This is a genomic window from Microbacterium sp., assembly GCF_047605725.1.
Taxonomy (GTDB): Bacteria; Actinomycetota; Actinomycetes; order Actinomycetales; family Microbacteriaceae; genus Microbacterium.
The window spans coordinates 1-25094 of the sequence record NZ_JASGFE010000045.1 but is presented as its reverse complement, the minus strand read 5'-3'; the positions used below and the strand labels follow the sequence as shown (position 1 = coordinate 25094).

23 protein-coding genes and 1 tRNA gene are annotated in these 25094 nt (G+C 68.6%); 5 read left to right on the top strand and 19 right to left on the bottom strand.

Going from position 1 to position 25094, the window contains the following annotated elements; translation table 11 throughout:
- Window positions 1–423: 423 nt before the first annotated feature.
- The 8 genes from QM641_RS10030 to QM641_RS09995 form a co-directional block, all read right to left on the bottom strand.
- Complete coding sequence (locus QM641_RS10030; protein WP_415116013.1) at window positions 424–1623, bottom strand: helix-turn-helix domain-containing protein; 1200 nt, start codon at window positions 1621–1623, stop codon at window positions 424–426.
- Window positions 1624–1631: 8 nt separating this feature from the next.
- Window positions 1632–2231, bottom strand: a complete 600-nt coding sequence (locus QM641_RS10025) for a hypothetical protein (RefSeq protein WP_415116011.1) — start codon at window positions 2229–2231, stop codon at window positions 1632–1634.
- 50 nt (window positions 2232–2281) lie between these two features.
- A complete protein-coding gene (locus tag QM641_RS10020; RefSeq protein WP_415116009.1) occupies window positions 2282–2821 on the bottom strand; it encodes a nucleotide-binding protein in 540 nt (179 codons plus the stop codon).
- Window positions 2818–3933, bottom strand: a complete 1116-nt coding sequence (locus tag QM641_RS10015; RefSeq protein ID WP_415116007.1) for a helix-turn-helix domain-containing protein — start codon at window positions 3931–3933, stop codon at window positions 2818–2820. Before QM641_RS10015 ends, QM641_RS10020 begins: the two co-directional genes overlap by 4 nt.
- Before the next feature lie 76 nt (window positions 3934–4009).
- Window positions 4010–4588, bottom strand: a complete 579-nt coding sequence (locus QM641_RS10010) for a site-specific integrase (protein ID WP_415116019.1) — start codon at window positions 4586–4588, stop codon at window positions 4010–4012.
- Window positions 4589–4991: 403 nt separating this feature from the next.
- Window positions 4992–7187 (bottom strand): DUF262 domain-containing protein, encoded by a 2196-nt coding sequence (locus QM641_RS10005; RefSeq protein ID WP_415116005.1) that lies wholly within the window; start codon window positions 7185–7187, stop codon window positions 4992–4994.
- A 383-nt stretch (window positions 7188–7570) separates the two neighbouring features.
- Window positions 7571–7661, bottom strand: a tRNA-Ser gene (locus QM641_RS10000).
- A gap of 92 nt (window positions 7662–7753) precedes the next feature.
- The gene (locus QM641_RS09995) at window positions 7754–8194 is read right to left on the bottom strand and encodes a pyridoxamine 5'-phosphate oxidase family protein (RefSeq protein WP_415116003.1); all 441 of its coding nucleotides are present in this window, start codon (window positions 8192–8194) and stop codon (window positions 7754–7756) included.
- A gap of 116 nt (window positions 8195–8310) precedes the next feature.
- Here QM641_RS09995 and QM641_RS09990 point away from each other — a divergent pair, with 116 nt between their 5' ends.
- The 3 genes from QM641_RS09990 to QM641_RS09980 all read left to right on the top strand — a co-directional run bounded on the left by QM641_RS09990 (window position 8311) and on the right by QM641_RS09980 (window position 11999).
- Window positions 8311–9264, top strand: coding sequence for an L-lactate dehydrogenase (locus QM641_RS09990; RefSeq protein WP_415116001.1), 954 nt, complete (start codon window positions 8311–8313; stop codon window positions 9262–9264).
- A 42-nt stretch (window positions 9265–9306) separates the two neighbouring features.
- Window positions 9307–10665 carry a DNA repair protein RadA gene (gene radA / locus QM641_RS09985; protein WP_415115998.1) on the top strand — a complete coding sequence of 453 codons (1359 nt, stop codon included), beginning with the start codon at window positions 9307–9309 and terminating at the stop codon, window positions 10663–10665.
- A gap of 464 nt (window positions 10666–11129) precedes the next feature.
- The gene (locus tag QM641_RS09980) at window positions 11130–11999 is read left to right on the top strand and encodes an alpha/beta hydrolase (protein ID WP_415115995.1); all 870 of its coding nucleotides are present in this window, start codon (window positions 11130–11132) and stop codon (window positions 11997–11999) included.
- Between the two features lie 3 nt (window positions 12000–12002).
- On the opposite strand, the gene sufU is transcribed toward QM641_RS09980, so the two are convergent.
- The 7 genes from sufU to QM641_RS09945 all read right to left on the bottom strand — a co-directional run bounded on the left by sufU (window position 12003) and on the right by QM641_RS09945 (window position 19782).
- The gene (sufU, locus tag QM641_RS09975) at window positions 12003–12440 is read right to left on the bottom strand and encodes a Fe-S cluster assembly sulfur transfer protein SufU (RefSeq protein WP_415115993.1); all 438 of its coding nucleotides are present in this window, start codon (window positions 12438–12440) and stop codon (window positions 12003–12005) included.
- Complete coding sequence (locus tag QM641_RS09970; RefSeq protein ID WP_415116017.1) at window positions 12437–13684, bottom strand: SufS family cysteine desulfurase; 1248 nt, start codon at window positions 13682–13684, stop codon at window positions 12437–12439. The genes sufU and QM641_RS09970 overlap by 4 nt, the downstream gene beginning before the upstream one ends.
- Window positions 13685–14079: 395 nt before the next feature.
- Window positions 14080–14766 carry a hypothetical protein gene (locus QM641_RS09965; RefSeq protein ID WP_415115991.1) on the bottom strand — a complete coding sequence of 229 codons (687 nt, stop codon included), beginning with the start codon at window positions 14764–14766 and terminating at the stop codon, window positions 14080–14082.
- Between the two features lie 314 nt (window positions 14767–15080).
- Complete coding sequence (locus QM641_RS09960) at window positions 15081–17033, bottom strand: APC family permease (protein WP_415116015.1); 1953 nt, start codon at window positions 17031–17033, stop codon at window positions 15081–15083.
- A gap of 402 nt (window positions 17034–17435) precedes the next feature.
- Window positions 17436–18650, bottom strand: coding sequence for an amidohydrolase (locus QM641_RS09955; protein ID WP_415115989.1), 1215 nt, complete (start codon window positions 18648–18650; stop codon window positions 17436–17438).
- 52 nt (window positions 18651–18702) lie between these two features.
- Complete coding sequence (locus QM641_RS09950; protein WP_415115987.1) at window positions 18703–19392, bottom strand: hypothetical protein; 690 nt, start codon at window positions 19390–19392, stop codon at window positions 18703–18705.
- Between the two features lie 21 nt (window positions 19393–19413).
- Window positions 19414–19782: a hypothetical protein gene (locus tag QM641_RS09945; RefSeq protein ID WP_415115985.1), complete on the bottom strand. Its 369-nt coding sequence runs from the start codon at window positions 19780–19782 to the stop codon at window positions 19414–19416.
- A gap of 331 nt (window positions 19783–20113) precedes the next feature.
- On the opposite strand from QM641_RS09945, the gene QM641_RS09940 reads away from it, so the two are divergent.
- A complete protein-coding gene (locus tag QM641_RS09940) occupies window positions 20114–20629 on the top strand; it encodes an adenine phosphoribosyltransferase (RefSeq protein ID WP_415115983.1) in 516 nt (171 codons plus the stop codon).
- Window positions 20630–20823: 194 nt separating this feature from the next.
- On the opposite strand, the gene QM641_RS09935 is transcribed toward QM641_RS09940, so the two are convergent.
- Entirely contained in the window at window positions 20824–22314 is a 1491-nt protein-coding gene (locus tag QM641_RS09935) for a nucleobase:cation symporter-2 family protein (RefSeq protein ID WP_415115981.1), read from the bottom strand.
- 59 nt (window positions 22315–22373) lie between these two features.
- Window positions 22374–23291, bottom strand: a complete 918-nt coding sequence (gene pucL, locus QM641_RS09930) for a factor-independent urate hydroxylase (protein ID WP_415115979.1) — start codon at window positions 23289–23291, stop codon at window positions 22374–22376.
- A 141-nt stretch (window positions 23292–23432) separates the two neighbouring features.
- Between pucL and QM641_RS09925 the strand changes: the two genes are divergently transcribed.
- Entirely contained in the window at window positions 23433–24182 is a 750-nt protein-coding gene (locus QM641_RS09925; protein ID WP_415115977.1) for a helix-turn-helix domain-containing protein, read from the top strand.
- Here the strand turns inward: QM641_RS09925 and uraH are convergent.
- Window positions 24167–24490, bottom strand: coding sequence for a hydroxyisourate hydrolase (gene uraH, locus QM641_RS09920; protein WP_415115975.1), 324 nt, complete (start codon window positions 24488–24490; stop codon window positions 24167–24169). The genes QM641_RS09925 and uraH overlap by 16 nt on opposite strands.
- The gene (uraD, locus tag QM641_RS09915; protein WP_415115973.1) at window positions 24487–24996 is read right to left on the bottom strand and encodes a 2-oxo-4-hydroxy-4-carboxy-5-ureidoimidazoline decarboxylase; all 510 of its coding nucleotides are present in this window, start codon (window positions 24994–24996) and stop codon (window positions 24487–24489) included. The genes uraH and uraD overlap by 4 nt, the downstream gene beginning before the upstream one ends.
- Window positions 24997–25094 lie beyond the last annotated feature (98 nt).

Genomic DNA, 25094 nt, shown 5'->3' with positions numbered 1-25094 from the left:
TCGGTCGACGACGCCGTGTTCGTGCTGGGCTGAGCGGTCTTTGGTGCTGGGCTGAGCGGTTCCGGCATCCGCCCGCGCGCCGACTCACTGCCTTAGCGCCGAGTCACTGCGCTGCAGCACAGTGACTCGTGAGGGAGGCAGTGACTCGCGAGGCAAGGTAGTGACTCGTGAGGGAAGGGGAGCCCGGATGCCCGGGCAGCGGGTCGAGGGCAAGGCAGAAGCCCCGCGATCCCAGTGTTCCCAAGGGTTCGCGGGGCTTCCGGAATGGCGGTGACGGTGGGATTTGAACCCCTATCGCAGGCCAGGCACCACGGTGTCGATCGGCGAGATCCGCGTGATTACGCGGAAGTTGGGCACATGTGCGCACACCCGAAAACGACATCCCGCAGACATTCCGTTACCGCTGCGTTACCGCTGCGTGCGTCAGGGTCTACTGGGGAGTCGCGAGATCCGCCCTGCGGAACGCGAGGATGCATCCGGACGTTGACGCGGCTGCAGGACCGTCACCTCGGCTGGCGGCCTCGACGTCCCCGAGGGGTTCCAGTCCAACCAGCGCGCAATGTAGTTGACGCCCAGCCCAGACGCACGCGCGGCACCATCCAGAATGTCTCCCGTCGGGAATGCTTCCCGGAGCGCTTTGCCCAGCCAGACAGCAGACTCGGTCCCGGGACGATGGGGCTCCTCCTTGTTCCACCTGCGGGCCGAGATCTGCTTGTAGAGAGATCGAGCTTGTGCGTCGTCGATCACGCCCAGCTCGCGGAACCTGAACACAAAGGCCTTGATCGAGTATCCCCACTTCTGCTTGAGCGAGGCCAAAGTGCGCAGTGTGACTCGCCCGCCCAATGCCTCGAGATCTTCTAGAGCCGAATCGCCTGGCACGAGGAATGAAGCCGCAAATCTGTTCGCCTGCTGCTCCAAGCGGGCTGCTTCCGACGGCGCCGCCGGTTGCGCAGAACCTGCGTGAAGGACGAGATGCCCCAACTCGTGGGCGACAGTGAACCGTTGCCGGTCGCCAGGGATGTCATGGTCTGCGTCGTATGAAGGGCGGGCCACACGGATGACCGGTATCCCGTCGACAGTGAGCGACATTCCCCAGTGGCGGCCTAGCTCGCGGTCGAGGGGCAGAACGACACATCCGAGTCGCTCTACGGCGCGGATGACGTTGGGGATGACTTCCTCAGCATCGAGACCCGCGGCTGTACGGACATCCGCTGCGATGCGATCAATTTCGTCGTCATCATTCAAGTCACTGTCGTAGATGGGAAGTTTGACCGCGAGCGTGCGCAGCCCTGCCGAGCGAATTGCCTCGATGGCGCTGATTGAGTCGAACATCGTGCGATCGACTGCTCGCTGAGGTGCGTCCGCGTAGGCTCGCAGCTTCGGACGGTCGAACTCAGCGTTCGCTGAAGCAGTCAGATAGCTCGGTCGGCAGTCGAGAACCTCCGCGAGCGCACTCAGCATCTCCTCATCCGCTTCTTGGTGACCGTTCTCGATCATTGAGATCGATCCGGACGCGATTCCGGTTCGCATCGCCAGTTCAGTCTGAGTCAGGCCCAGCGCAAGTCGAAGCTGACGAACACGCGCGCCGACGACAGCCGCGCCGAGCGGCATGGAGTCAATCACGATGCTCCTTAAGCCTGCTTGTCGACGTCACCGGCATCCGGCAAGTCCCAACCGTCAAGCGAGTCACCGCTATCGGGAGTGAACGACGCGCCTCCGCGCGGTGCGGGCTCATCGAAGCGATGCGTCCAGCCGAACTCGAGATAGGCGACAGCACCCTCCGACTGGCCGATGACTTCAGCGACGAAGAAGCTCACCGAGTCGTTTTCGCCGAACGTGAACCCGAACACATAGGGCACCTCTCGCCAGAAACCGTCGTCCGAGAGGCCTCCCCAGGTTGAGCCGCTGTTGGCGATCACGCGCAGCTCCTCGCCCACAAGCTCGGCGCCACGCAACCGGATAATGGCGTACTCGTCTCCGTTGGGCTCGTAGAGCTCGACAGCTCCCCCGAGGCCCGACCGAGGGTTCATCCCGCGCCGTCCGGCAGCCGATCGAAACTCTCGGGCGATGATTGTGCGCACCAACGCCGACCGCGGAACGTTGTTGTCCGTGAACGCAGGGTGGAGTTCGAGCGCCGCAGTGACAGAGCCTGCGCTCGCCTCAAACTCCTCCCGGACGTCCAGCGCAACGCCACCAAGGAGATCCACGAGATCCGAAGAAAGTGCGACCATGGCTATGAGGATATTTCATCGAATGTCACAGTGCAAGTGTGCTTCTCGACCTATATGAGGCCGTTCTCGTCGGCCCACTGCGCGAATCTGCCCTTCGCGAAGGGCAGGCGGTACTCGCCGATGAGAAGGTCGTCGGCAAGGTCAGAGACCATGGCCACGGTGAGCTTTTGCTCGCGGATCGCGTCGCAGAGCAACGCGAGCGTGCCACGGGAGTCCAGGCCCGCCCGTCGAGCAAGATTGCTCGCCACCCTGTCGTCGATGATGAGCTGGTGGCCGCGAGCCTGCCCCAGAGCCAGGACGCCGCACTCACCCAGGTTCCTGCCACCTGCGGCGAGCAGACGCTCGAAGCCGGCGAACGCCTGCACGTAGGTCAGGTCGGTGCTGCGGTCGACGGTGATCCAATCGGCTTCGAGCACCTGTCGCAGCTCTGGGTCGGTCTGGCTCTGGGCCTTGAGCTCGGCCTCGACGCTTTCTGGGATTATCACTTGACAGTCCCGGCCCAGGTACTTCAGCACACCCAGCCAACCCTGCAACGCGAAGTGCCGCAGGGGGCCGGTGTCGAACACGAGCCCCGGCCGGAGGTCCGTCACGAGACGAACTGCCAGATGTCGGCGTCGGTTGAGATGTGCGGCGCGGGCAGGTCGTTCTCGTCTACCGTTCCCCACAGCAGTTCGAGTGCGCGGACGCCTGAGATCAGCTCATCCCGTACCAGCCGCAGTACGGCCTGCTGGTAGAGCCGAGGCTGGGTCGTGCCCGCCATCTCGTCGTGCGAGTAGAGATCGTGCTCGATCATGTCCGCGCTGGTCGTCCGGAACTGGCGGATCTGACCGGCCTCAGCACGGGTCACCAGATCGAGATCGGTAAGCCGGCGCGCCAGCGTTGCCATGTCCACTCGGAAGGTGCTGGCGGCGACGACCGCGGCGCCACGCAGACCATCGGCGATCGTGCGCGACCACAGTCCACGTAGTCCCCGGTCTGGCAGGAGAAAGGCGCGGGCGAAGTGATCCAGCAGCGCTTCGGTCTGCTGACCGTCTGCGGTGACGTCCCAGTCGACCGAGTAATCGTCGCAGACGAGGAAATGCCCGAACTCGTGCGTAGCGGCGAGCCGGCGACGTCCTACCTTCTGCGCGCTGTTGACAACAGACACGCCAGTCGCGTCGCGCAGCAGTACCGTTCCCGCATCGGCAGTATCCGTGCCGAGGTCACGGGTGAACACGAACAATCCTGCATCACCGAAAAGCCGCTGCAGCTCGTACGCAGGCGAGTCCTCGTCGAGGCCCACAGAAGTCCGAGCCCGTTCTGCCATCATCTCGGCGTCCGCGCGAGTCTGCGGCACGTCGATCTGAGCAACCTGGACTTCGCGACGGTTCAGTGCACCCAAATCCTGCACAAGTTCCACGTCTGCGACGAGTTCTTCCAGCATCGCGTCGATTTGGGAATCCACGACTTCCAGTCCTTGCGTGGATCGATGCGAGACAATCGCGGGAACCGGGGTGGCGAAGAACGATGCCATCCGGACACGGAGCGCATCGGCGATCTGAGACAACTCCAGAGCCGACACCTTGCGAGTGCCGTTCTCGATCTTGTTCACCATCGTTCGATCCAGCTGAAGACGCTCACCGAGATCGGCCTGGTTCAGCCCCCGACGCTCCCTGGCCTCGCGAATACGCACGCCGAGCTCAGCCGATGTCATCTCAGTCATGTGTGCGATTCTCGCACACATGACTGAGAGCCCGCCACGATACGTCGCGTGACATGCGCACTATCCGAGCTCGAGATCAGAGGAGCGCGGCTGCTCGGTGTGTCTCAAGGGCGCTGGCAACGCCGTCGAGGTCGTCCTCGAAGAGCTCGGCGTAGGTGTCAAGAGTCATCGCCGCGCTCGCGTGGCCAAGCATGCGCTGGACCGCCTTGACGTTGGCGCCGGCGCTAATCGCGAGCGAAGCGGCCGTGTGACGCAGATCGTGCGGAGTCACGCGCGGCATGATCGGCGACGCTTCCTCCCCACGCGCCTTCGCCTCCGCGGCCGCCTTGGCATCCTCCGCGCGAATCCTTTTCACCGCGCCAGCGAACCATCCGGAGACGGCGTTGCCTGGCCGGAGGTATCCCCCGAACTCTGCCGGCCAGAGCAGGTCGTCGGCAGCTCTGCCCTTCGCGGCCGAGCGCACGGAGTTGTCCAAGAACGCGGGATAGACCACCGCGCGTCGCTCATGCGTCTTCGGCGTGCCGACCTGCACATGCCCATCGACTTCGACCGCGTTCTCGTCGATCAGTACCCTGCGGCGCTTGAGATCGACGTTCTTGATCCGGATGCCTGTGACCTCACCCCAGCGCAGCCTGGTGTACGCGGCGAAATGGATGACGTCGGGATAGCGGGATGCCGCCGCAAGACGCTCGACCTACTTGCGACTGAGATCGGAAGACCTCGACTCTCAACCAGCCACCAACGCGCTCAAGCAGCTACCCCTTCATCTGCGAAGAGCCCCACTCGCCTCGCGGATTGGTAGTCCTCACTCCCCGCAGCACGCCGTGTACAACGCGGTCACCGAAATCGGTCCCGTCAGGCCGCGTCGCGGTTCGGAATGGAACAGGATTTTCGAGGCCGTAGAACTCGGGGAACGCCGTGACCATCTGCTGTCACACTCGGTCGATGCCGAGATTTCATGGTCTGGTCGACCTTGATCCAGGAGTCGCTCTTCTGCCCGCTCGCGCGCCATCACACCCTTGCGCTGCCCGCGTGCGTGTAGGCATAGATGTAGTTCGTCACGCCGCCGCCTCATCGTCGGAGACGTCCAGCGTAAGTTGTTCGACGTCGGGGTCAGGCTCGCCGTCAATGACGTCGGCGTCGGCCTCACCCAGGCTAGCCAAGTAGCCCTCACGAAGATCCTGAAGGCTTGTGTGAGTTCCTTCAAGCACCCACCACCACCAGCCATTCGCGGTCTTGCCAGTGACGGAACTTGCGGCGCCCGATGGGGTGTCATAGGCCACTTCTCCGACGTAGAGTCGACCGTCTTGCGCTACCAGTGCCAGAGCATCGATATATCGCGAGCCGGGATGACGGCATCGCAGTCGAGAGCCGGGATCCAGCCAACCTGCTGCTACGAGCTGCGCCACGTCGACGCTCACCGCGGCGGGCGCAACCTGCGCCGAATCGCCGACGAGGCCAACGTGGCCCGCCGGGGCTGGCCACAGCTCGAGAATCTGGGTGGTCAGCAGATCGGTACGTCGCTCGATGCTCGCCTCGTCCCACGTGTCCCCGAGGTTCATCGCATCCTTGGTGAGGAGCACATCGTCGTAGTTCAGAAAATGGTCGCGCTTTGTCGCCCATGTGCCGTTGCTGATCTTGCTGTTGAGCTTCTGCGTGACCAGAGTCAAGTTCCCGAGCTGTTGCACCACGCGATCACGGGCAGACTCTTGCTCCTCGGTGAGCTCAGCGGGCCAGTACTTCCGCCACCCCTGCGGCATCAGGTGTTCGATAGTGCCCTTGCCCCGGGCAACCGGGCCCATCGCGAGTTGCTTGCCGTCGGGGTAGCCACGTCTTGCGTCTTCAAGCGACTCCAGCACCATACGCAGACGGCCACGCAGGTACTTCCAGTAGACCGTGGCTCCGGTCAGAGCGTCACGAACCTCAGCGTCGCCGGGCCAGTAACCGACCAACGCGTGATTCGCCACGAGGTAGGCCTCGACCGCGTTAGAGAGGGCATCCTTTGACTGAGTATTGAGATGCCGGATGAGGTCAATGATGAAGCGGTTCGAGCCTTGCGACGGCGCCTTGACCAAAGCGCGCCGGACAAACCAGCTCTCCAGCGTCGCGAGTATGTGGTCGCGGTCCGCCGCGGGTACATCGGACTGCTCGGGCTCGTCGAGCCAGATAAGCAGGGGGCGTGCAATCTCGGAATCGAGCGTCCCGATACGGTAGCTGAACAGTTCGACCCTACTGAGCGGTCCGTTCGCTCGCTGCGAACCGTCGATAATCGCCCGGTAGCGATCCGCCGCTGTCTTGATCTGAGGTAGGAGCGTGCCCACGTCTTTGGCGACGGTGTTCACGTAGTGCTTGAACTGGGTGAATACCTCACGGACGGGGAAGTCGATCAGGGTGCGCGCGGTTAGCCACTGCCAGAGGAAGAGGGAGGCGCGGGAGTTCTTGATGCGTCCCGTGGTGATCTCCGTTTCCCACCACGGCGTCTCGAACTCCGCCCAGAAGCTCAGGTACGCCTTCTCCGCGTCTAGCGACGTGCCGATGAGGTTCTGGAAGACGAAGTTCTTGATGAGGTCCGCAGCTGACAGCGGAGTTCCGCGGGCATTCAGCGTCTCGAAGATCGCCTGTGCGTCCTCATTCGCGTCGAGACGGATGCTCGCGATTTCTAGCCGGTCCATGACGGTCGCGACCAGCATCCGTGCACGACGTTCTGCCCCCTCGCCGCCGAGCCAGTCGGCGATCGATTCTGCAAAGAAGCGATGTGCTTCGCTGAGCCGTGACTTCACGACCGTCGTGTAGTCGATCGGACTCGGCGCCGACATCACCGACGTGAAGCCGTCGCGATCGCGGTTGGTCGGCCACAGTTTGTAGCGGTCGTGCTCTTCGTCCCGGTAGTCAGGAGGATTCTCCACCAACGGCAGGATCTGACCGGCGAGCTGTGTCCAGCCTCGCTGTTCCAGCTCGGCATGCAGCGCATCGAGGAGGATCTGAAGCGTCGTGAGGCGCTGTTGGCCATCGATGACGTTCCAAGTGGGAAGCGCGCCAAGCGTCGTCGGAACCTGTTGGATGACGATCGCGCCAAGGAAGTGGGTCGCAGTCGGGTTGTGCTGCGAGATGACTTCGATCAACCGGACGACGTCCTGCCAAAGCGGGGCCCACTGTGTCTCTTTCGACCAGACATAGGGTCGCTGGCACAGCGGGACGACGAGGCGAGTCGGGTTGTAGAAGACGTCTTTCGGCTTGACGACATCGGTTTTCACTCGACCTCACCGCTCTCATCATCGAACTCGGTGGGGGCGTCCCCTTCCCGCGTAACGTACCGGTGCGCGACGAGATAGCTCTGAGGGCACGCAGAGCCTGACGCAAGCGCAATCGGCTTCCCGAGCGCGACATCTATGATCCGGCCGTTGGCATCCTGAGTGGTGTCTCGCACCCGCTCCCAGGACTTGACATGCCGCGGCTCTGCCATCGTGCTTCCGCCCGTCGTTGCCCCGCCCATACCTTCAGTATGGCCGAGATGCCGTCGCCGGGCGGGGAGAAGCAGCCTGGTCATCGCCAGAATTCCGTTCCGCTGCGTAGGACATCCCCAGCAAGGCAGAAGCCCCGCGATCCCTGTGTTGCAAGGGTCGCGGGGCTTCGACGATGGCGGTGACGGTGGGATTTGAACCCACGGTAGGGGGTTACCCTACACAACTTTTCGAGAGTTGCACCTTCGGCCGCTCGGACACGTCACCGTCGTCCAGTCTACGCGGCCCCGTGCACACCCGCCAATTCGCGCGGGCGCGGGGCCCGGCGGGCAGCGCGAAAGCGCCGAGGGGCCCGGAGCTCAGTCGCGCACGGTGCGGAACCGGCGCCCGGTGATCTCGCGCGGCGTGATGCGCAGGAAGTTGCTCTTCACGGTCGGGTTGGTGCTCTGCAGCTCGAGCACGCCCGACGCCTCGATCTCGTCGTCCGCGTCGAGCCGCACCGCGGTCCCGCGCACGACGACGCTCCAGGCGAGCTCGTCGCCGACGGCGTCGACCTCGAAGGCCACGCGCGGATCGTGGGCGACGTCCATCAGCTTCGAACCGGGCGCGGTGCGCACGTAGATCTGCTCCTCGTGCGTGAGGTAGTCCACCGGGAAGATGTCCGGCGCGCCGTCGAGCCCCAGCACGGCGAGTCGACCGAGCGACAGGGATGCCAGGACCTCCCAGCACTCGGCGTGCCGCAGTCCCTCGACCTCGTGCGAGAGCGGACGGTCGATCGGACCCGAGTCGGTGGTGGCCATAGCCCATTGTCCCGCGAAACCCTTGCGCCCGGGCACACGGACACGGCCGCGGCCCCGCACGCAGGCCGGGACACCGCGCCGATGACAGACGGCATCCCCGCTGACAGACTGAGCCCATGAGCGTCATCGAGAACTCGAAACTCACCATCGTCGGCGCCGGGAGCGTCGGATCGAGCGTGGCCTACGCCGCGCTCATCCGCGGGTCGGCCCGGCACGTCGCCCTCTACGACATCGCGGCCGAGAAGGTCGAAGCCGAGGTGCTCGATCTCGCCCACGGCACCCAGTTCACCGGAAGCAGCGACATCATCGGCGGCAGCGACGTGTCGGTGGCCGAGGGCTCGCACGTCGTCGTGATCACCGCGGGCGCCAAGCAGCACCCCGGCCAGACGCGGCTCGAGCTCGCCGAGGTCAACGCCGGCATCCTTCGCACGATGATGCCGCAGTTGCTGGCGGCCGCACCGGACGCGATCTTCGTCATCGTGACGAACCCCTGCGACGTGCTCACCGTGCTCGCGCAGGAGGCGACCGGCCTGCCGCCGGCGCGGCTGTTCGCCTCGGGCACGGTGCTCGACACGTCGCGCCTGCGGCTGCTGCTGGGCCGGCGGGCGGGCGTGGCCGCACGCAGTGTGCACGCGTACATCGTCGGCGAGCACGGCGACACGGAGTTCCCGATGTGGTCGTCGGCGTCGATCGGGACGGTGCCGATCCTCGACTTCGAGCCCGCCACGGGCGGCAGGCTCACGGTGGACGAGCTCGACGGCATCGCGGTGGACGTGCGTGATGCCGCGTACAAGGTCATCCAGGGCAAGGGTGCGACCAACTACGCGATCGGGCTGTCCTCGGCCCGCATCGTCGAGGCGATCCTCGACGACGAGCGCGCCGTCATGCCGGTCTCGCCGGTGCTGCACGACTACCACGGCATCGACGGCGTGGCCCTGTCGGTGCCGTGCATCGTGGGCGCCGCCGGGGCGGTCCCCATCGACGGCATCCCGTTCTCGCCCAGCGAGCTGATGCTCCTGCGTCGCTCCGCCGACGCGCTGCGCGAGGCCGCCCGGTCGCTGGGCGGCTGACCGGCCCCGAGCGGTGTCGGGGGCCGCGGCTACGCTGGACGCGTGGCATCCCGACGACCGTCCCCGACGACGTCGTTCCGCTGCACGGAGTGCGGCTGGACGACCGTCAAGTGGGTCGGGCGCTGCGGCGAATGCCAGCAGTGGGGCACCGTGGTCGAGGCATCCGCCCCGCCCGCGAGCCTTCGCGAGGTCGCGCCGACGCGTCCGGAGCGCGCGGCGCTGCCGATCACCGCGATCGACACGAGCGAGGCGCCGCGTCGCACGAGCGGGGTGGCCGAGTTCGACCGCGTGCTCGGCGGGGGCATCGTCCCCGGTGCCGCTGTGTTGCTGTCCGGCGAGCCCGGCGTCGGCAAGTCGACGCTGCTGCTGGAGGTCGCAGCCCAGTCGGCGCGCGCGGGTCGGCGCGTGCTGTACGTGAGCGCGGAGGAGTCCCTCGGCCAGGTGCGGCTGCGCGCCGAGCGCACCGGGGCGCTCGAGGGCCGCGTGCTGCTGGCCAGCGAGACCGACCTCGCCACGATCCTCGGCCATGTCGACCGCGAGCAGCCCGACCTGCTGATCGTCGACTCCGTGCAGACAGTGTCGTCGGCGCTCGCCGACGGGGTCGCCGGTCAGCCGGGTCAGGTGCGCGAGGTCGCGACGACTCTCATCCGCGTCGCGAAAGAGCGCGACCTGCCGGTGGTGCTGGTCGGCCATGTCACGAAGGACGGTCAGGTCGCCGGGCCCCGCCTGCTCGAGCACCTCGTCGACGTCGTCTGCCAGTTCGAGGGCGACCGGCAGACGTCGCTGCGCTTCGTGCGGGCGCTGAAGAACCGGTTCGGCCCGACCGACGAGGTGGGATGCTTCGACATGGCCGGCGACGGGATCGTCGAGGTCCCCGACCCCAGCGCGCTGTTCCTCGGCCACGGCGATCCGGTGCCCGGCACGTGCGTGACGATCGCGCTGGAGGGGCGGCGGGCCATTCCGGTCGAAGTGCAGGCGCTCGCCCTGGAGACGAGGGCACCCAACCCGCGGCGGATCGTGAGCGGGGTCGACGGCGCGCGGGTGGCGATGATCCTCGCGGTGCTGGAGAAGCGCGGCATCGCGCAGACCTCCGACAAGGACGTCTACGTCTCCACGGTCGGCGGCGTGCGTCTGGTCGAGCCGGCGGCCGACCTGGCGATCGCGATCGCGGTGGCCGGAGCCGTCAGCGGGCGTTCTGTGGCGCGCCACGTGGCGGCCATCGGCGAGCTGAGCCTGGCCGGGGAGATCCGTCGCGTGAGCCGGGCCGACCAGCGTGTCTCGGAGGCGACCAGGATGGGCTATCGCACGCTCATCGACGCGTCGTCGCAGACGCTGCACCGGGCGATGGGCGACCTCGGCGTGCGGGGCATGGCCGGTGCGCCGGACGTCCCCCGATTCTGAGTCGCCGGGTCCGGCAGGAGCCTGGCCTTCGAAGTCCTGACCGCATCCGGGTGAAAAAGCACCCGGATGTCCCCCAAAGTGCCTACAGCGCGCGCCGCGCATCTCGCGTAGCCTGGGGGAAGCTCAGACGAGGTGACACCACCCGCTGTCCCCAGCAGCGGAAGTCGCGCTACCCCAGAAGCACGACCGCAATCATGCCTCATGAGCGATGGGCCCCTTCGAATTGCCCAGTCCCCAATGGGAAGCTCGAAGGGGCCCCTTCTCGTTCCCGGGCAGGCCGCGGGCCCACGGGGTTTTCGGCCACCGGGGGCGCGTGGACCGGAGTCACGGTCGCTTCGCGTCCCGCTTACAGGGCCGATCGGCTCCGCGGGCGCGTTTCCAGCGCCGAAGGTGCAGCTGGCCCTGTAAGCGGGCCGCCGAACGGCCGTGACCCGCCGGAGGCGGCCGGGCGGTAGGGTCATCGCGTGACGCTTCCGCCCGTGCTCGCCGAGGGTGTCGGCCACGTGGGCCTGCGCTGGTTCGACGTGCCCGACACGGTGACCGCCGAGGTGCGCCGCGTCTTCGTGTGGCTGCCGCCGGGCGAGCCGCCCGAGGCGGGCTGGCCGTCGCTCGTGCTCACCGACGGCAACGCGGTCATCGCGACCGCCATCGACGCGATGCGCGCCCAGGCGCTCGATCCGGCGGGCACGAACCTCGGCTGGGGCGTGCTGATCGGGGTCGGATACCCCACCGACGAGGCCTACGACCTGCTCCGGCGCAGCTGGGACCTGGGCCCGCCGCCGGGGGCGACCTATCCGCCGTTCCGGCCCGGAACCCCCGAGGTCAGAACCGGTGGCGGCGCCGAGCTCGCGCGCTTCCTGCGCGAGGACGTGCGCGAGCTCGTGACCGGCCTCACGCGGCTCGACGCCGCCCGCCGGGGTCTGTTCGGCCACTCGTTCGGCGGACTGTTCGCACTGTGGCTGATGTTCTGCCGGCCGGATGCCTTCACGCACTGGATCGCGGCGAGCCCCTCCATCTCGTGGGAAGGAGGGTTCCTGCTCGCGCACCGCGACGCCTTCGATCCGGGCGGGCGCGAGCTACGTGTGCACCTGTCGGCGGGGGAGTGGGAGGGCGGCATCCTGCCTCCGTTCCGTCGCAAGGCGGCGCCGGATGCCGGCGAGAGCTCTGTCCCGCCGGACGACACGCTCGACGCCACGCGGGAGCTGGCGGCGCGGCTTGCCGCGATCCCCGGCATCCAGGTGGAGTACGAGACCTACGCCGATGAGACGCACATGTCCGTGCTGCCGGTCGCGGTGAGCCGCGCGCTGCGTGTGGTCTTCTCCCGCCCCGGCTGAGCGTCAGGCGCGCGCGAGGGCGTCTTCGAGGGCGACCCAGGCGAGCATCGCGCACTTCACGCGCGCCGAGAACTTCGACACCCCCGACAGGGCGGCGGCGTCGCCGTAGACCTCCTCGTCGAGCGGAATAGTGCCGCGGGAGCGCAGCGCCTCGCGGAAGCCGTCGACGAGGGCGGATGCCTCGGCCCGCGGCATCCCTTCGACGAGGTCTGCCAGCATCGAGGCCGACGCCTGCGAGATCGAGCAGCCGGAGCCCTCCCACGTGACGTCGCGGATGGTGTCGCCGTCCATGCGCGCGCGCAGGGTGATCTCGTCGCCGCACACCGGGTTCTTCTGGTGGGAGGTCGCGCTCACGCCCGCTTCGGGAGCGAGGCCGTAGTGCTGCGGGTGCTTGGAGTGATCCAGGATCAGCTCGCGGTACAGGGCATCGAGCTCGCTCATGCGCCCGCTCCGAAGTAGGGGCGGATGCCGCGGACGCCCTCGACGAACCGGTCGACGTCGTCGTCGGTGTTGTAGAGGGCGGCCGACGCGCGGACGGATGCCGTCACCCCGAACCGCCGGTGCAGGGGAGCGGCGCAGTGGTGCCCGACGCGGACGGCGATGCCGAGCGAGTCGAGGTACTGGCCGGCATCGTGCGCGTGCACGCCCTCGACGTCGAACGCCCACAGCCCGACGCGCTCCGCACCGGCCGCGTCGCCGAGGAGCCGGATGCCGGGGATCTCACGCAGCCCCTCGCCCATGCGCGCGGCGAGCCGCTGCTCGTGCGCGTGGATCGCGGGAAGCCCGACCCCCTCGAGGTAGCGGACCGCGACGGCCAGGCCGATCGCGGGGCCCACCGGCTGGGTGCCGGCCTCGAAGCGCTGCGGCGCCGGAAGGTACTCGGCGCTGTCGAGAGTGACCGTGGTGATCATCGACCCGCCGGTGAGGAACGGCGGCAGCGCCTCGAGCACGTCGGCGCGGCCGTAGAGGCCGCCGACGCCGTAGGGGCCGAGCATCTTGTGCCCGCTGAAGACGGCGAGGTCGATGCCGAGGGCGGGGAGATCCAGCGGCAGGTGCGGCGCGGACTGGCACGCGTCCAGGACGGTGAGGGCACCGGCATCCCGTGCCAGGGCGACGAGCTCCGCGACCGGGTTGACGATGCCGAGCACGTTCGAGACGTGCGTGAAAGCAACGACGCGGGTGCGGTCGCCGATGAGAGATGCCGCGGCATCCAGGTCCAGCGTCCCGTCGTCGCGGACGGGGATGTGCCGCAGCGCGGCGCCGGTGCGGGTGGCGAGCTCCTGCCAGGGGATCAGGTTCGCGTGGTGCTCGGCCTCGGTGACGACGAGCTCGTCGCCGGGCCGCAGCGCGAAGCGCGCGCTCGCCGGGGCGCCGCGGCCGAGGGTCGCGTTGCCGATCGCGTAGGCGACCAGGTTGAGGCCCGCGGTGGCGCCGCTGGTCCACACGAGCTGTTCGGGCGCGGCGCCGACGAAGCCGGCGACGGTGGTGCGGGCATCCTCGAACAGGTCGGTCGCCTCGGCGGCGAGCGTGTGCGCGCCGCGGTGCACGGCCGCGTTGCTGCGGGTCAGGAAGTCGCGCTCGGCGTCGAGCACCTGTCGCGGCTTCTGGCTGGTCGCGGCGGAGTCGAGGTAGACGAGTGGATGCCCGTTCACGCTCTTGCCGAGGATCGGGAAGTCCTCACGCAGCGAGAGCGCGTCGAGGGCGTCTGCGCGGGCGTCTGCGCGGGCATCTGCGCGGGTGTCTGCGCGGGTGGCGGATGCCGGGGCGCCGGGGGCTGAAGTCACCCCTCCAGGCTACGCCGTGGCATCCGGGCCGGCTTCGCCGTGGCATCCGGCCGGGTTTCGCGCTGGCATCCGGGCCGGCGCCGCGCGGCCCGCCCCCGCACCCCCGTACCCCTCGCTCGGCCCGCCCCCGTACCCCCGTACCCCTCGCTCGGCCCGTCCTCGCCCGCGCTCTTGTGCGCGTGTCCGGCCGCGAGTCACTCCCTTACCGCCGACTCACTGCCCTGCAGCACAGTGACTCGACGCGGGAGCAGTGACTCGCGTGGGGGAGCAGTGACTCGCGTGGGAGCGCGGAGGCGTCACTGCCCGCCGTCGTAGATGTAGCGCACCTCGACGATCGTCGTGTCGTCTGGATCGGCCACCGCCGCGACCGCGCCGCCGACCGGATCGGGTGATGCGGGATCGACGCCCTCGGCGACGTCGATCAGGTAGGCCGTGCCGTAGTTGCCCCACTCCAGGGTCTTGACCGGGCCGATCGCCAGCACGTCGGCGACGGGCGTTCCCACCGATACGCCGGACGCGGTCGTGAGTCGGATGCCGCGGGACTGGTCGGCCGTGAACACCGCGAACGACGGCAGCGGGTACTCGGCACGGGGCCGGTCGAGGTTCTGCTCGTCGTAGAAGGTGATCCCGTCCCACAGGTACACGGTGTAGTCCGGGTAGTGCGTGCCGTCGCCGGGGTTCGTGGAGATCGTCGGCGGACCGTCGAACGCCTCCTCCAGCGCGGCCACGACCGGCTCCCCCTCGTCGGCCCATGCGTATTGGAGGACGGTCGTGCCGTCCTCGGCGAGGAGAGCCAGGCCGGTGCGATCCATGCGGATCTCGGCCACGGCCGGGTCGCTCGTCGGGGTCGGCGTGGGGGTCACGGTCTCGGTCGCGGTGGGCGTGGGCGTGGCCGCAGGTGTGGGGGCCGGCGCCGCGGGGGCGCACGCGGTCAGCAGCAGTGCGACCAGTGCGGCACCGAGCAGGGTTCGGGTTCGCGCCATCCCCCTATCGTTTCAGCCGCCCAGGGGGAGCGGGCCGAGCGCGGCGTAACGATCTGCCAACAAGCGTCGGCGACCCGCTCGTCTTCGCGCTCCGCGCCCCGTGCCAGGCCCCGCGCCCCGCGCCCCAGGTGTCCGGCTCCGCGCCACCACCTTCGGAGTGTTGCGCGAAGTTCGGAGGATTTCGCCGAAATCCTCCGAACTTGGCGCGAGACTCCGAGGTTCGTGCGCCGCAGAGGGGCCGGGCGGCGGGACCAGCACCCGCCCGGGCCACCGCCCGCCGGGCCACCGCCCGCCCGGGCCACCGCCCGCCCGGGTCAGCGCCCGGCGGGTCCGGCCGTGTCGGAGACGTGGTCGACGAGCCCGAACGACGCCGACGGCGCCGGGCGCCCGCCGCCGCGGTCGGCGCCGGGCAGCGGCCGCGAGCGGCGTCCGTAGATGAGGGCCGACGAGTCGAGCAGCCACGGGACGAGCGTGATCGAGACGCCGTGCACGAGCATGAGCTGCTGCGACAGGCGCCGCGCGCGCCGGTTGTGCAGCAGGTTCTCCCACCAGTGCCCGACGATGTACTGCGGCAGGTAGACGGTGACGACCGAGGCGCCGTGGCGCTCCCGGTATCCGCGCACGAAGGCCGTGATGGGTCCTGCGTAGGTGCGGTACGGCGACTCGACGATGGTCAGCGGCACCGGCATCCGATGCTCTCGCCACTGCTCGGCGAGCAGGTCGGTCTCGTCCTTGGTGACCGCGACGTGAAGGGCGAGGGTGGTGTCGTGGTTGGCAGCCAGCGCGTAGTCGATGGCCTTCGCGACCGGTTTCTGCAGTCGGTTCACGAGCACGATGGCGACGTCGCCCGCGGCACCGTAGTGCACCTGCTCGTCGCCGGGGTCGTCGATCGCGATCTCGTGCTCCACGTCGCGGTAGTAGCGGCGGATGCCGATCATGAGCACCGACAGCACCGGGATGGCGAGGAAGACCAGCCACGCCCCGTGGGTGAACTTCGTGATCGTCACGATCACCAGCACCAGCACCGTGAAGCACGCACCCAGCGCGTTGATGACCAGCCCGGAGCGCGCCTCGTGCCGCCGGCCGCCGCGCGTGCGCAGCACGTCGCGCCAGTGCCGCACCATGCCCAGCTGACCGAGCGAGAACGACACGAACACCCCGATGATGTACAGCTGGATCAGGGTCGTGAGGTTGGCCCGGTACACCACCAGCACGACGATCGCGGCGGCGCCCAGGATGATCATGCCGTTGGAGTAGACGAGCCGGTCTCCGCGCGTGTTGAGCGACTTGGGCGCGTATCCGTCGCGCGCGAGCACGGCGCCCAGCAGCGGAAATCCGTTGAACGCGGTGTTCGCGGCAAGAAGCAGCACGCACGCCGTGGCGGCCTGGATGACGAAGAAGAGGATCGATCCGCCTCCGAACGTCGCGGCGGCGACCTGCGCCATCAGGCTCGGCTGCGGCTGCGAGCAATCGAAGCCGACCAGCCGGCACGGCTCCTCCGCGTAGCGGACGCCTGCGACGAGGGCCAGCAGCGTCAGCCCGGCGAACAGCACGATGGCGATGCCCCCCATCGCGGTCAGCGTCAGCTGCGCGTTGCGGATCTTGGGCGCGCGGAACGCCGGCACGCCGTTGGAGACCGCCTCGACGCCGGTGAGCGCGGAGCATCCGCTGGAGAAGGCCCGCAGGACCAGGAGCACGATCGCGGCCTGCGACAGGTCGACCGCCTGCACGTCGTAGGCGGCGCTCGCCGCGGTCGGCGCGTCGCCGAGCGCCCAGCGCACGAGGCCCGTGACGATCATGAGACCGACCGAGCCGATGAACAGGTAGGTGGGGAACGCGAAGGCACGGGATGCCTCGCGCACCCCGCGCAGGTTCATGACGATCAGCAGCAGCACGAACCCGACCGCCAGCTCCACCCGCCACGGGGCCAGCTCGGGCAGTGCCGAGATGATGTTGTCGACCCCCGAGGCCACCGACACCGCGACGGTGAGGATGTAGTCCACGAGCAGGGCGGATGCCACCACCACCCCCGCCGTCTCGCCGAGGTTCGTGCGGGCCACCTCGTAGTCGCCTCCGCCGGAGGGGTAGGCCTTGACGAGCTGGCGGTAGCTGAGCACCACCACGATCAGCAGCAGCACGACCGCGCCGGCGACCCACGGGCTCAATGCGAGGAACGCGGTGCCGCCGATCAGCAGGATCATCAGCAGCTCCTGCGGCGCGTACGCCACCGACGACAGCGCGTCGGAGGCGAAGATCGGCAGGGCCATGCGCTTGGGCAGCAGCTGCTCGTCGAGGTCGGCGCTGGTGAGCGGGTCGCCGAGGAGAATGCGTTTGGCGACCGGCGACTCGTCTGCCGAGTCGCGACTTTCATATGCCACGGCGGGCGACTCTACGCCCGCCCGGGCGTGCGCACAACGGGGTGGGCCGGCGCTGGGGCGGCCGGGGCCTGTGCGGGTGTCTTGCGGGGCGCGCGTGGGCCGGGTTCGGGTGTCTTGCTCCCCGCGCGGGTTCCCGGACACCCGGCATCCGCTCATCGACTCACTGCCTTCCGCGCCGAGTCACTTCTTTAGCGTCGAGTCACTGCCCTCCAGCGCAGTGAGTGGATGCCAGAGCAGTGACTCGCGGGAAGAGGGAGGCGGGGCGAGCGCGCGCGGGCGGGGCGGGATGGCTCAGGCCAGGAACTCCCGGGCCGCCACCACGAGGTTCTCCACGCCGCGCTCGAGCGTCGGGTGGATGACCGGGGCGAACAGCGGAGAGTGGTTCGTGGGGATTTCGCGTTCCACGGTGCCGGTGGCGACGGCATCCGCGTACCGCTGCGGGTCGATGCCGCCCCAGAACCAGAACACGAGCGGCACGCCCGCCTCGCGCGCGAACCACGACACGTCCTCGCTGCCGGTGAACATCCCAGGGTCGATCACGGTGCCCTCGCCGAAGGCCCGGTCGAACGCGGCGGTGAGGCGTGCGGTCGCGTCGACGTCGTTGATCGTGGGCGGCAGGGTGTGGTCGATCGTGATGGTCGGCTCCTCCTCGGCGCCGGATGCCGCAGCCTCGGCCCGCACGACCCGCTCCACCTTCGCCATGACGCGCTCCCGGGCGTCGTCGTCGGGGTAGCGCAGGCTGAGGGCCAGGGTCGCCTCGGCCGGAATGATGTTGTTCTTCAGCCCTGCGTGCATCGATCCGACGGTCACGACGGCCACCCCCCGCGGGTCGACCTCGCGCGAGACGATCGTCTGCAGGCGCATGACGGTCGCCGCGGCCATGACGACCGGGTCGATCGTGGCGTGCGGGCGCGAGCCGTGTCCGCCGCGGCCGAGGAGACGCACCGTGAGTCCGTCCGACGCTGCCATCTGCGTGCCGGAGCGCACGCCGATCTGCCCGGCCGGCAGCGGGGTCACGTGCTGGCCGAGCACGATGTCGGGCCGCGGGAAGCGGTCGAGCACGCCGTCGGCGATCATGGCCTGGGCCCCGGCGCCGTGCTCCTCGGCGGGCTGGAAGACCGCGACGATCGTGCCCGACCACTCGTCGCGGGTGTCCATGAGGCGCTCCAGGGCGCCGAGCAGAGCGGTCACGTGCATGTCGTGGCCGCACGCGTGCATGACCGGCACGTCCACCCCGGCGGGATCGACACCGCGCGCCGTGCTCGCATAGGCGAGTCCGGTCTGCTCGGCCACCGGCAGGCCGTCCATGTCGGCACGCAGCCACACCACGGGGCCGTCGCCGTTGCGCACGACACCGACCACGCCGGTGTGACCGATGCCCTCGTGCGTCTCGATCCCGAGGGCGGCGAGGGCGGCGACGACCATGCCTGCCGTCCGCGTCTCCTGGAACGACAGCTCGGGGTGGCGGTGCAGGTCGATGTAGAGGGCTTCGAGGTCGAGCGGCATGTCCTGAGCCTAGTGTTCCTCCCGGCATCCGTCCCCCGGAGCCCGGGTTCTGCTAGCCCGACGGTGGCGCAGTCTCGGGCGAGAAACCGACTTCGCTGCCTCCTGGCAATGCCTCGGCGATCGACGCCTTGGCGCGGTACCCCGCGAACGGCCAAAAGAGGTCCCCGCTACGGTCGCTGGACACATCGAACACCAGGCCCTGCGGATGCGAGAGCACGAACACGGGTTGACCTTGCGGTGCGCCACGTTCCGGATCGATAACTTCGAGTTGGCCGTCCCCCTCGGCGGACGCGTCAATCTCGTTCGCGTAGACGACGACGTCACTGCCAGGAGGGATGATTTCGAGGAAGTGGTCTGGCCCGGCCGGAAAGGGGATTCGAAGGTAAAGATTCCCGTCGCTTGAGGGTGGAAGGGCTCCCTTGACTGCCTCCTTCACCTCGAGCTCCAAGACGAGGAGACCGATATCCGAGAACTCGTCTCCCGCTTTCCCTGCCACTGGTCCTTCGCTTGCTGACTTCAGACGACCCCTTGCGACCAGAGCGGCAGTGTCGGCAAGAGCGTGTGTGGAGAGCGCCGGCTCAAAATCGGCGGACCCGAAAAAGAGTCCTGGCTCGGCCTGTGCGGTCTTCGCAGGGGAAGGGCTGCTGGATGCGGCCGGGGTTATCTCACCGGTCGAGGCGCACGAGGCGAGGGCAACGCTCGCCTCGAGCGCGGCGCTAGGCAGAATCAGCTTCGATTTCATTGCGGTGACTTTCGGTCAGGTTCAGAACCTCGTGTTGATGTGCCATACATGGTGTGATGCGTAGGCGGTGTTGCTGGAGGTACCGCTCACCATGCAGCCGCCATAACCGGTGCCATGCCACAAACCGACCGAGTGGCCGATCTCATGACAGAAGGTCTTCCGTCGTTGCGTGTAGTCGGTCAGCAGGGCGCTATTCACAATGATGCTTCCCTGGTCGCAGATGCCGGAGTCCCAGCCATCGAGCGGCTTTGTGCAGATCCAGATTCCACGCAGGGATCCCATGGATGCTTTCTCTGGTGAAGAATCGATGTACCCGCCGAGGTCTGTCTGCGGGCCGCATGCGCTTTGGTATGTGTCATACATGTCGGTTTGCGAATCGAGATTGATCATGGCATCGGTGAAAGGCGAGCCCCAATCCAAAGTCCACGGAGCGGGTGTGCAGAAGTCATGGTTGGCGTCGTCGGAGTAGCAAGGTCCCGATTGGCAGTCTCCGCCAAAAGAATCTGCTCGCGTCGATTCGACTGAAATAACAGAGATACCAAGCGCTACGGCGACGCTTAGGAGACCGACAAAAACGATTCGCGGATAAGGTACGGTCAGTACTCTCTCTCACGCTCCACACTGTAGCGGTGACGTCGATAGGGGTCAATGGTCGGTCACCTGTGCCGGCAGCCGGTGCGTGCAATCGGCTCACCACGCCGGCCGCGGGTAGGGTGGGCGCGTGGCCAGCGACCTCGACCGTGCCGCCGCGCTGATCGCGGCGATCCCCGACTTCCCCGAGCCGGGGATCGTGTTCCGCGACATCTCGCCGCTGCTGGCCGACCCGGACGCGCTGCGGGTGGTGGTGGATGCCATGACCGCGCCGTTCGCGGGATCGTTCGACGTGGTCGCCGGGGTCGAGGCGCGCGGGTTCCTGCTCGCCGGTGCGATCGCCGCGGCGACCGGCACGGGCCTGGTCCCCATACGCAAGGCGGGCAAGCTGCCGCGGGCCGCGGCATCCGTCGCTTACGACCTGGAGTACGGGACCGCGATCATCGAGATGGCCGCCGACCTCCCCGGGGGCATGCGGGTGCTGCTCGTCGACGACGTGCTCGCCACCGGCGGCACGCTGCGTGCCGCCCGCGAGCTGCTCGGCATGCTCGGCTACGTCGTGGCCGGCACGGCGGTGCTGATGGAGCTGGACGGGCTCGGCGGGCGCGAGGCGTACGGCCCGGTGCACACCGTCTTCCGCGTCTGACTTCGGACGCAGCGGCGCATCGTGCGCATAACTCAGGCAATCCGGGTGGGTGCGCCGGGCGCTTCCGCGTGATTGCGCGGGCAGTGGCCGGTGGCATCGACGTTCTGCCTGAATTATGCGCAGCGGCCACGGCGCGCCCGGAGACGGCTCGGCTCCCGGCCGCCAGGCAGCGACCGGGAGCCGAACCGGATCGATCAGTGCGCGTGGCCGCTGGTGCCCTTCGCCCGGGTGCCTTCGACCTTCTCGTCCGGCTCGTACGAGTCCGGTGCGAGCGTGCCGCCCTCGGAGAGCACCTCGATCTCGCCCGTCTGCACGCGCAGCGGGGGTGCCGCCGCCTCGCCGCTCGGCTCGTCCGGGGTGCCCGGAAGGAAGACGTTGAAGAACAGGTTCAGCAGCACGGCCACGATGGCCGCCGAGCTGATGCCCGAGTGGAAGATCGTCACGAACCAGTCCGGGAACGAGTGCCAGAAGTTCGTCGACACGACCGGGATGAGCCCGAACGCCAGCGAGGCGGCCACGATGACCAGGTTGTTGTTGCCCTGGTAGTTGACCTTCGAGAGCGTCCGCACGCCGCTGGCGGCCACCGTGCCGAACAGCACGATGCCCGCGCCGCCGAGCACCGGGCCCGGGATGAGGCTGAACACCGCCGCCGCCATGGGCGAGAGGCCGAGCACCACCAGCACGACGCCGCCGGCGGCCACCGCGAAGCGGCTCTTGATGCCGGTGAGGGCGACCAGACCCACGTTCTGTGCGAAGGCGGATGCCGGGAACCCGTTGAACAGCGGTGCGATGAGCGACGCGCCCATGTCGGCGCGCAGGCCGTTGCCGACCCGGCGCGCATCGACCTTGGTGCCCACGACCTCGCCCACGGCGAGGATGTCGGCGGTCGTCTCGACCATGATCACCAGGACCACGATGATCATCGAGATGATGGCCCCGATCTCGAACAGCGGCAGGCCGAACGCGAACGGCTGCGGGAACGCGAAGGGTGCCGCGCTGCTCACCGTGGACACGTCGACCTTGCCGAGGATCAGCGCGACGATCGTGCCGATGGCAAGCCCCAGCAGCACCGCGAGACGCGAGAGCATCTGGATCTTGCTGAGCACGATCACTACGAGGAACGAGAACAGCGCGAGCCCGATGTTCTCCAGCGACGCGAAGTCCGGGTTCTCGACGACATTGCCGTCGACGGTGATCGTCGCCTGTCCGGTGATCCAGCCGGCCGCCACCGGCATGAGAGACAGGCCGATCACGGTGATGATCGAGCCGGTCACCACCGCCGGGAAGAACCGGACGACGCGGGCGAAGAACGGCGTGATGACCAGGCCGAACGCGGCCGCGGCGATGATCGCCCCGAACACGTGCTGCATGCCCTCCTTGCCGTCGTCGCCGATGATCGCGAGGATCGTCGACACCGCGGCGAACGAGGTGCCCTGCACGAGCGGCAGCTGCGAGCCGAAGTACGGCACGCCGAGGGTCTGCAGGAGCGTGGCCAGGCCGCTCACGAACAGGCCGCAGGCCACGAGCAGCGCCTTCTCGGCGGGCTCGAGGCCGGCCGCGCCGCCCACGATGAGCGGGACGGCGATGACGCCGCCGAACATCGCGAGGATGTGTTGGATGCCGTACCCGAAGGTCGGGCCGAGGCCGAGGCGTTCGTCCTCGGGTCTGATGGTGGTCTTTGCCATTGGTGGAGCCTCTGTTCGAGGCATCGCGTGCGCGATGCCGGGTCGGGGGGAGCGGGCGCTCACACGAAGGTCGGGATGTCTACCCACGCGTCGGGAGCCGGGGCGGCACCGTCGCGGACGATGGTGCCTTCGATGAGTCCGTAGGGACGGTCGGCGGCGATGAAGACCTCGTTGGGGTTCTCCAGGCCGAAGGGGGACAGGTCGTAGACGAAGTGGTGCTTGTTGGGCATCTGGAACCGCACCTCGGCGATCTCCGGGCGAGCGGCGATCGCGGCCTTGCCCATCTCGAAGAGGGTCTGCTGCAGTGCCAGGGAGTGCACGGTCGCGAAGGTCGCCAGCAGGATCGCGGAGACCTCGGCGTACAGGCCGTTGTAGTCGATGCCGGCCTCGACCGCCTCGGGAAGGAAGCGCCAGCGACCGGTCACCGAGGTCGCCATGATGCGGTCGTTCGTCTCGACGAGGGTCGTGTACTTGTCGCGCGGGAAGCCGGCGAACTCGCTGCCGGTCGACTTCAGCACCGTGAGGTCCTTCACGCCGCCGGTGACGTGCGTCAGGCCGCCCTGCTTGGTGACGGTGGCGAGGCGAGTGCCCTGGCCCTTGCGGACGAAGGAGTGGTCGTGGCCCACGCCGTCGACGAGGATGCGATCCCACTCGTACTGCTCGGCCTGCCACACGCCGCCCTCGATCCAGTCGAAGGACGACACGAAGTGCTCGCCGAGGGTGAGCAGGTACTCCTCGGGGGAGGGGATGCCGTGCTCCTTCGCGAACGCGAAGGCGGTGTTCTTCTGGGTGTCGGTGGCCACCACGAGGGCGTTGTCGCCGACCAGGTACGAGTCCACGAGCGCCGCGCCGCGCAGCTGCGAGGTGACGTTCAGGTCGATGATCTCGTGGCGAGGGGTGTCGCGCACGATCCGGACGACCCGGTTCTCCGCCTTGCCGTACTTGTTGGCTCCGAGCGAGACGCTCACATCCGCCATGGTTTCTCCTGTCGTTGCTGTCGGGTGTTCTCGACGATCTGGCTGTGAAGTTATCGATTAAGAACTTCGCCGCTATTGCCGTGGTGTTAAGGCGTGGTTACACATCCCGCGGATCGGCGCGGAGCCCCGATGCATGGCACGATGGGCGGGACGGGCAGAGCGGATCCGGGGGTCGGGATGGGCGAGAAGGCGACAGCCTCAGAGATCGGCGCCCGGCTGCGTCGGGTGCGCATGTCGGCGGGCGTGTCGTTGCGCGCGGTCGCCGAGGCGGTCGGAATCTCCTCCAGCGCGCTCTCCCAGATCGAGAAGGGCACCATGCAGCCCTCGGTCAATCGGCTCGTGGAGATCGTGACGGTGCTCGGGGTGCCGGTCTCGGCGATCTTCGACGACCACGGCCTGCTGGGGCCGATGAACGTCGACCCGGCACGGGTCACCGAACCGCTTCCGGGGGTGTTCGTCGCGGCGGGGGAGTCCGCCCCGATCGCGACGCTCGGCCAGGGCGTGCTGTACCGTCGGCTCACGCCGGTGCGTCTGGATGGGCTCGACCTGTTCGAGTCGACCTACCCGCCGTTGACCTCGTCGAGCGTCGACGGGGCGATGCTCGTCCACGAGGGCTACGAGGTCGGGCGGGTCGTCAGCGGGACGCTGACGTTCGAGTTCACCGACGGCTCGGTGGTGCTGGGGCCGGGCGGCTCGCTGTCGTTCTGGGCGACCCAGCCGCACCGCGTCGTCAACATGTCGGCGGAGCAGGCGGCGGTCGCCCTGTGGCTCACCGTGCGTCACGCGCGGCCCGAGGTCGCCTCGATCGCGGGGATCGAGGCGAGCGCCGCGGCGCTGCTGGAGGAGCTCGCGGCCGAGACGGAGCGCGCGTCCGATCAGCTGCCGCGGTAGGTGGAGTAGGCGAACGGGCTCAGCAGCAGCGGCACGTGGTAGTGGCGGTCGGATGCCACGGTGAAGGCGATCGTCACGTCCGGGTAGAAGGTCTCCACCCCGCGGGCGGCGAAATAGGCGCCGGTCGCGAAGCCGATCTCGTAGGAGCCCAGCGGGAGGGACTCCGGCCCGAGCGCGAGCCGGCCGTCGTCGTCGGTCACGCCCGATGCGACGACCTCGCCGCCGGAGCGGAGGACGACCTCGACGCCCTCGGCCGGCGACCCGGACATCGCGTCGAGGATGTGGGTGGTGAGCTGGGGCGTGGTCATGATGGGGTCTCCTCGGTGAGTGTCGTGTGCAGGCGCAGCAGGGCGATCTCGCGCAGCTGCGCGATCGACTCGGCGGTCTCGGCCTCGGGGGTGTTGCCCAGCCGCCGCTGGAGCTCGGCGAGCATCTCCGGCGCCGAACGGCCCGCAGCGCGGATCAGGAAGATGCGGCCGAACCGCTCCTCGTAGGCGGCGTTGCCGACCGCCATCCGTTCGGCCACCGAGCCGGAGGCCGTCGCCATCGCCGCCTGCTCCTGCCGCGAGGCTTGGGCTTCGGCGCCGCCGCCGGCCGGCTTCTGCCCGATGCGCGGATGGTGGGCGAGCGCGGATGCCAGGTCGTCGGCAACCCACGCGGTCGACGCCTTTTCGGCGGCCGAGGCCAGTGCTGCCACCGACGGGTACGGCCGTCCGGCGACGACAGCCTCGACCCAGGCGGGGATGGCCGCCCACACGCCGACGGTCTCGCGGGCGGCGCCATCGTCCAGCCCGTTGAAAGTGCTCAGGTCCATATGCCGGACCCTATCCGCGGCACGTTACGCCGGCGTTTCGCGCCCCCCACCGCCCCCGCCCCGCCCCCCGCGCCCCGCGCCCCCGCGCCCCGCGCCCC

Coding starts and splice junctions, on each gene's coding strand:
- QM641_RS10025 (WP_415116011.1), bottom strand. CDS start 2,231: ATGGTCGCACTTTCTTCGGATCTCGTGGATCTCCTTGGTGGCGTTGCG.
- QM641_RS10015 (WP_415116007.1), bottom strand. CDS start 3,933: ATGACTGAGATGACATCGGCTGAGCTCGGCGTGCGTATTCGCGAGGCC.
- QM641_RS09995 (WP_415116003.1), bottom strand. CDS start 8,194: ATGGCCACCACCGACTCGGGTCCGATCGACCGTCCGCTCTCGCACGAG.
- QM641_RS09990 (WP_415116001.1), top strand. CDS start 8,311: ATGAGCGTCATCGAGAACTCGAAACTCACCATCGTCGGCGCCGGGAGC.
- sufU (WP_415115993.1), bottom strand. CDS start 12,440: ATGAGCGAGCTCGATGCCCTGTACCGCGAGCTGATCCTGGATCACTCC.
- QM641_RS09965 (WP_415115991.1), bottom strand. CDS start 14,766: ATGGCGCGAACCCGAACCCTGCTCGGTGCCGCACTGGTCGCACTGCTG.
- QM641_RS09960 (WP_415116015.1), bottom strand. CDS start 17,033: ATGGCCCTGCCGATCTTCGCCTCCGACGCGCTGTCGTCGGTGGCGTAC.
- QM641_RS09955 (WP_415115989.1), bottom strand. CDS start 18,650: ATGCCGCTCGACCTCGAAGCCCTCTACATCGACCTGCACCGCCACCCC.
- QM641_RS09950 (WP_415115987.1), bottom strand. CDS start 19,392: ATGAAATCGAAGCTGATTCTGCCTAGCGCCGCGCTCGAGGCGAGCGTT.
- QM641_RS09945 (WP_415115985.1), bottom strand. CDS start 19,782: ATGATCAATCTCGATTCGCAAACCGACATGTATGACACATACCAAAGC.
- QM641_RS09935 (WP_415115981.1), bottom strand. CDS start 22,314: ATGGCAAAGACCACCATCAGACCCGAGGACGAACGCCTCGGCCTCGGC.
- pucL (WP_415115979.1), bottom strand. CDS start 23,291: ATGGCGGATGTGAGCGTCTCGCTCGGAGCCAACAAGTACGGCAAGGCG.
- QM641_RS09925 (WP_415115977.1), top strand. CDS start 23,433: ATGGGCGGGACGGGCAGAGCGGATCCGGGGGTCGGGATGGGCGAGAAG.
- uraH (WP_415115975.1), bottom strand. CDS start 24,490: ATGACCACGCCCCAGCTCACCACCCACATCCTCGACGCGATGTCCGGG.
- uraD (WP_415115973.1), bottom strand. CDS start 24,996: ATGGACCTGAGCACTTTCAACGGGCTGGACGATGGCGCCGCCCGCGAG.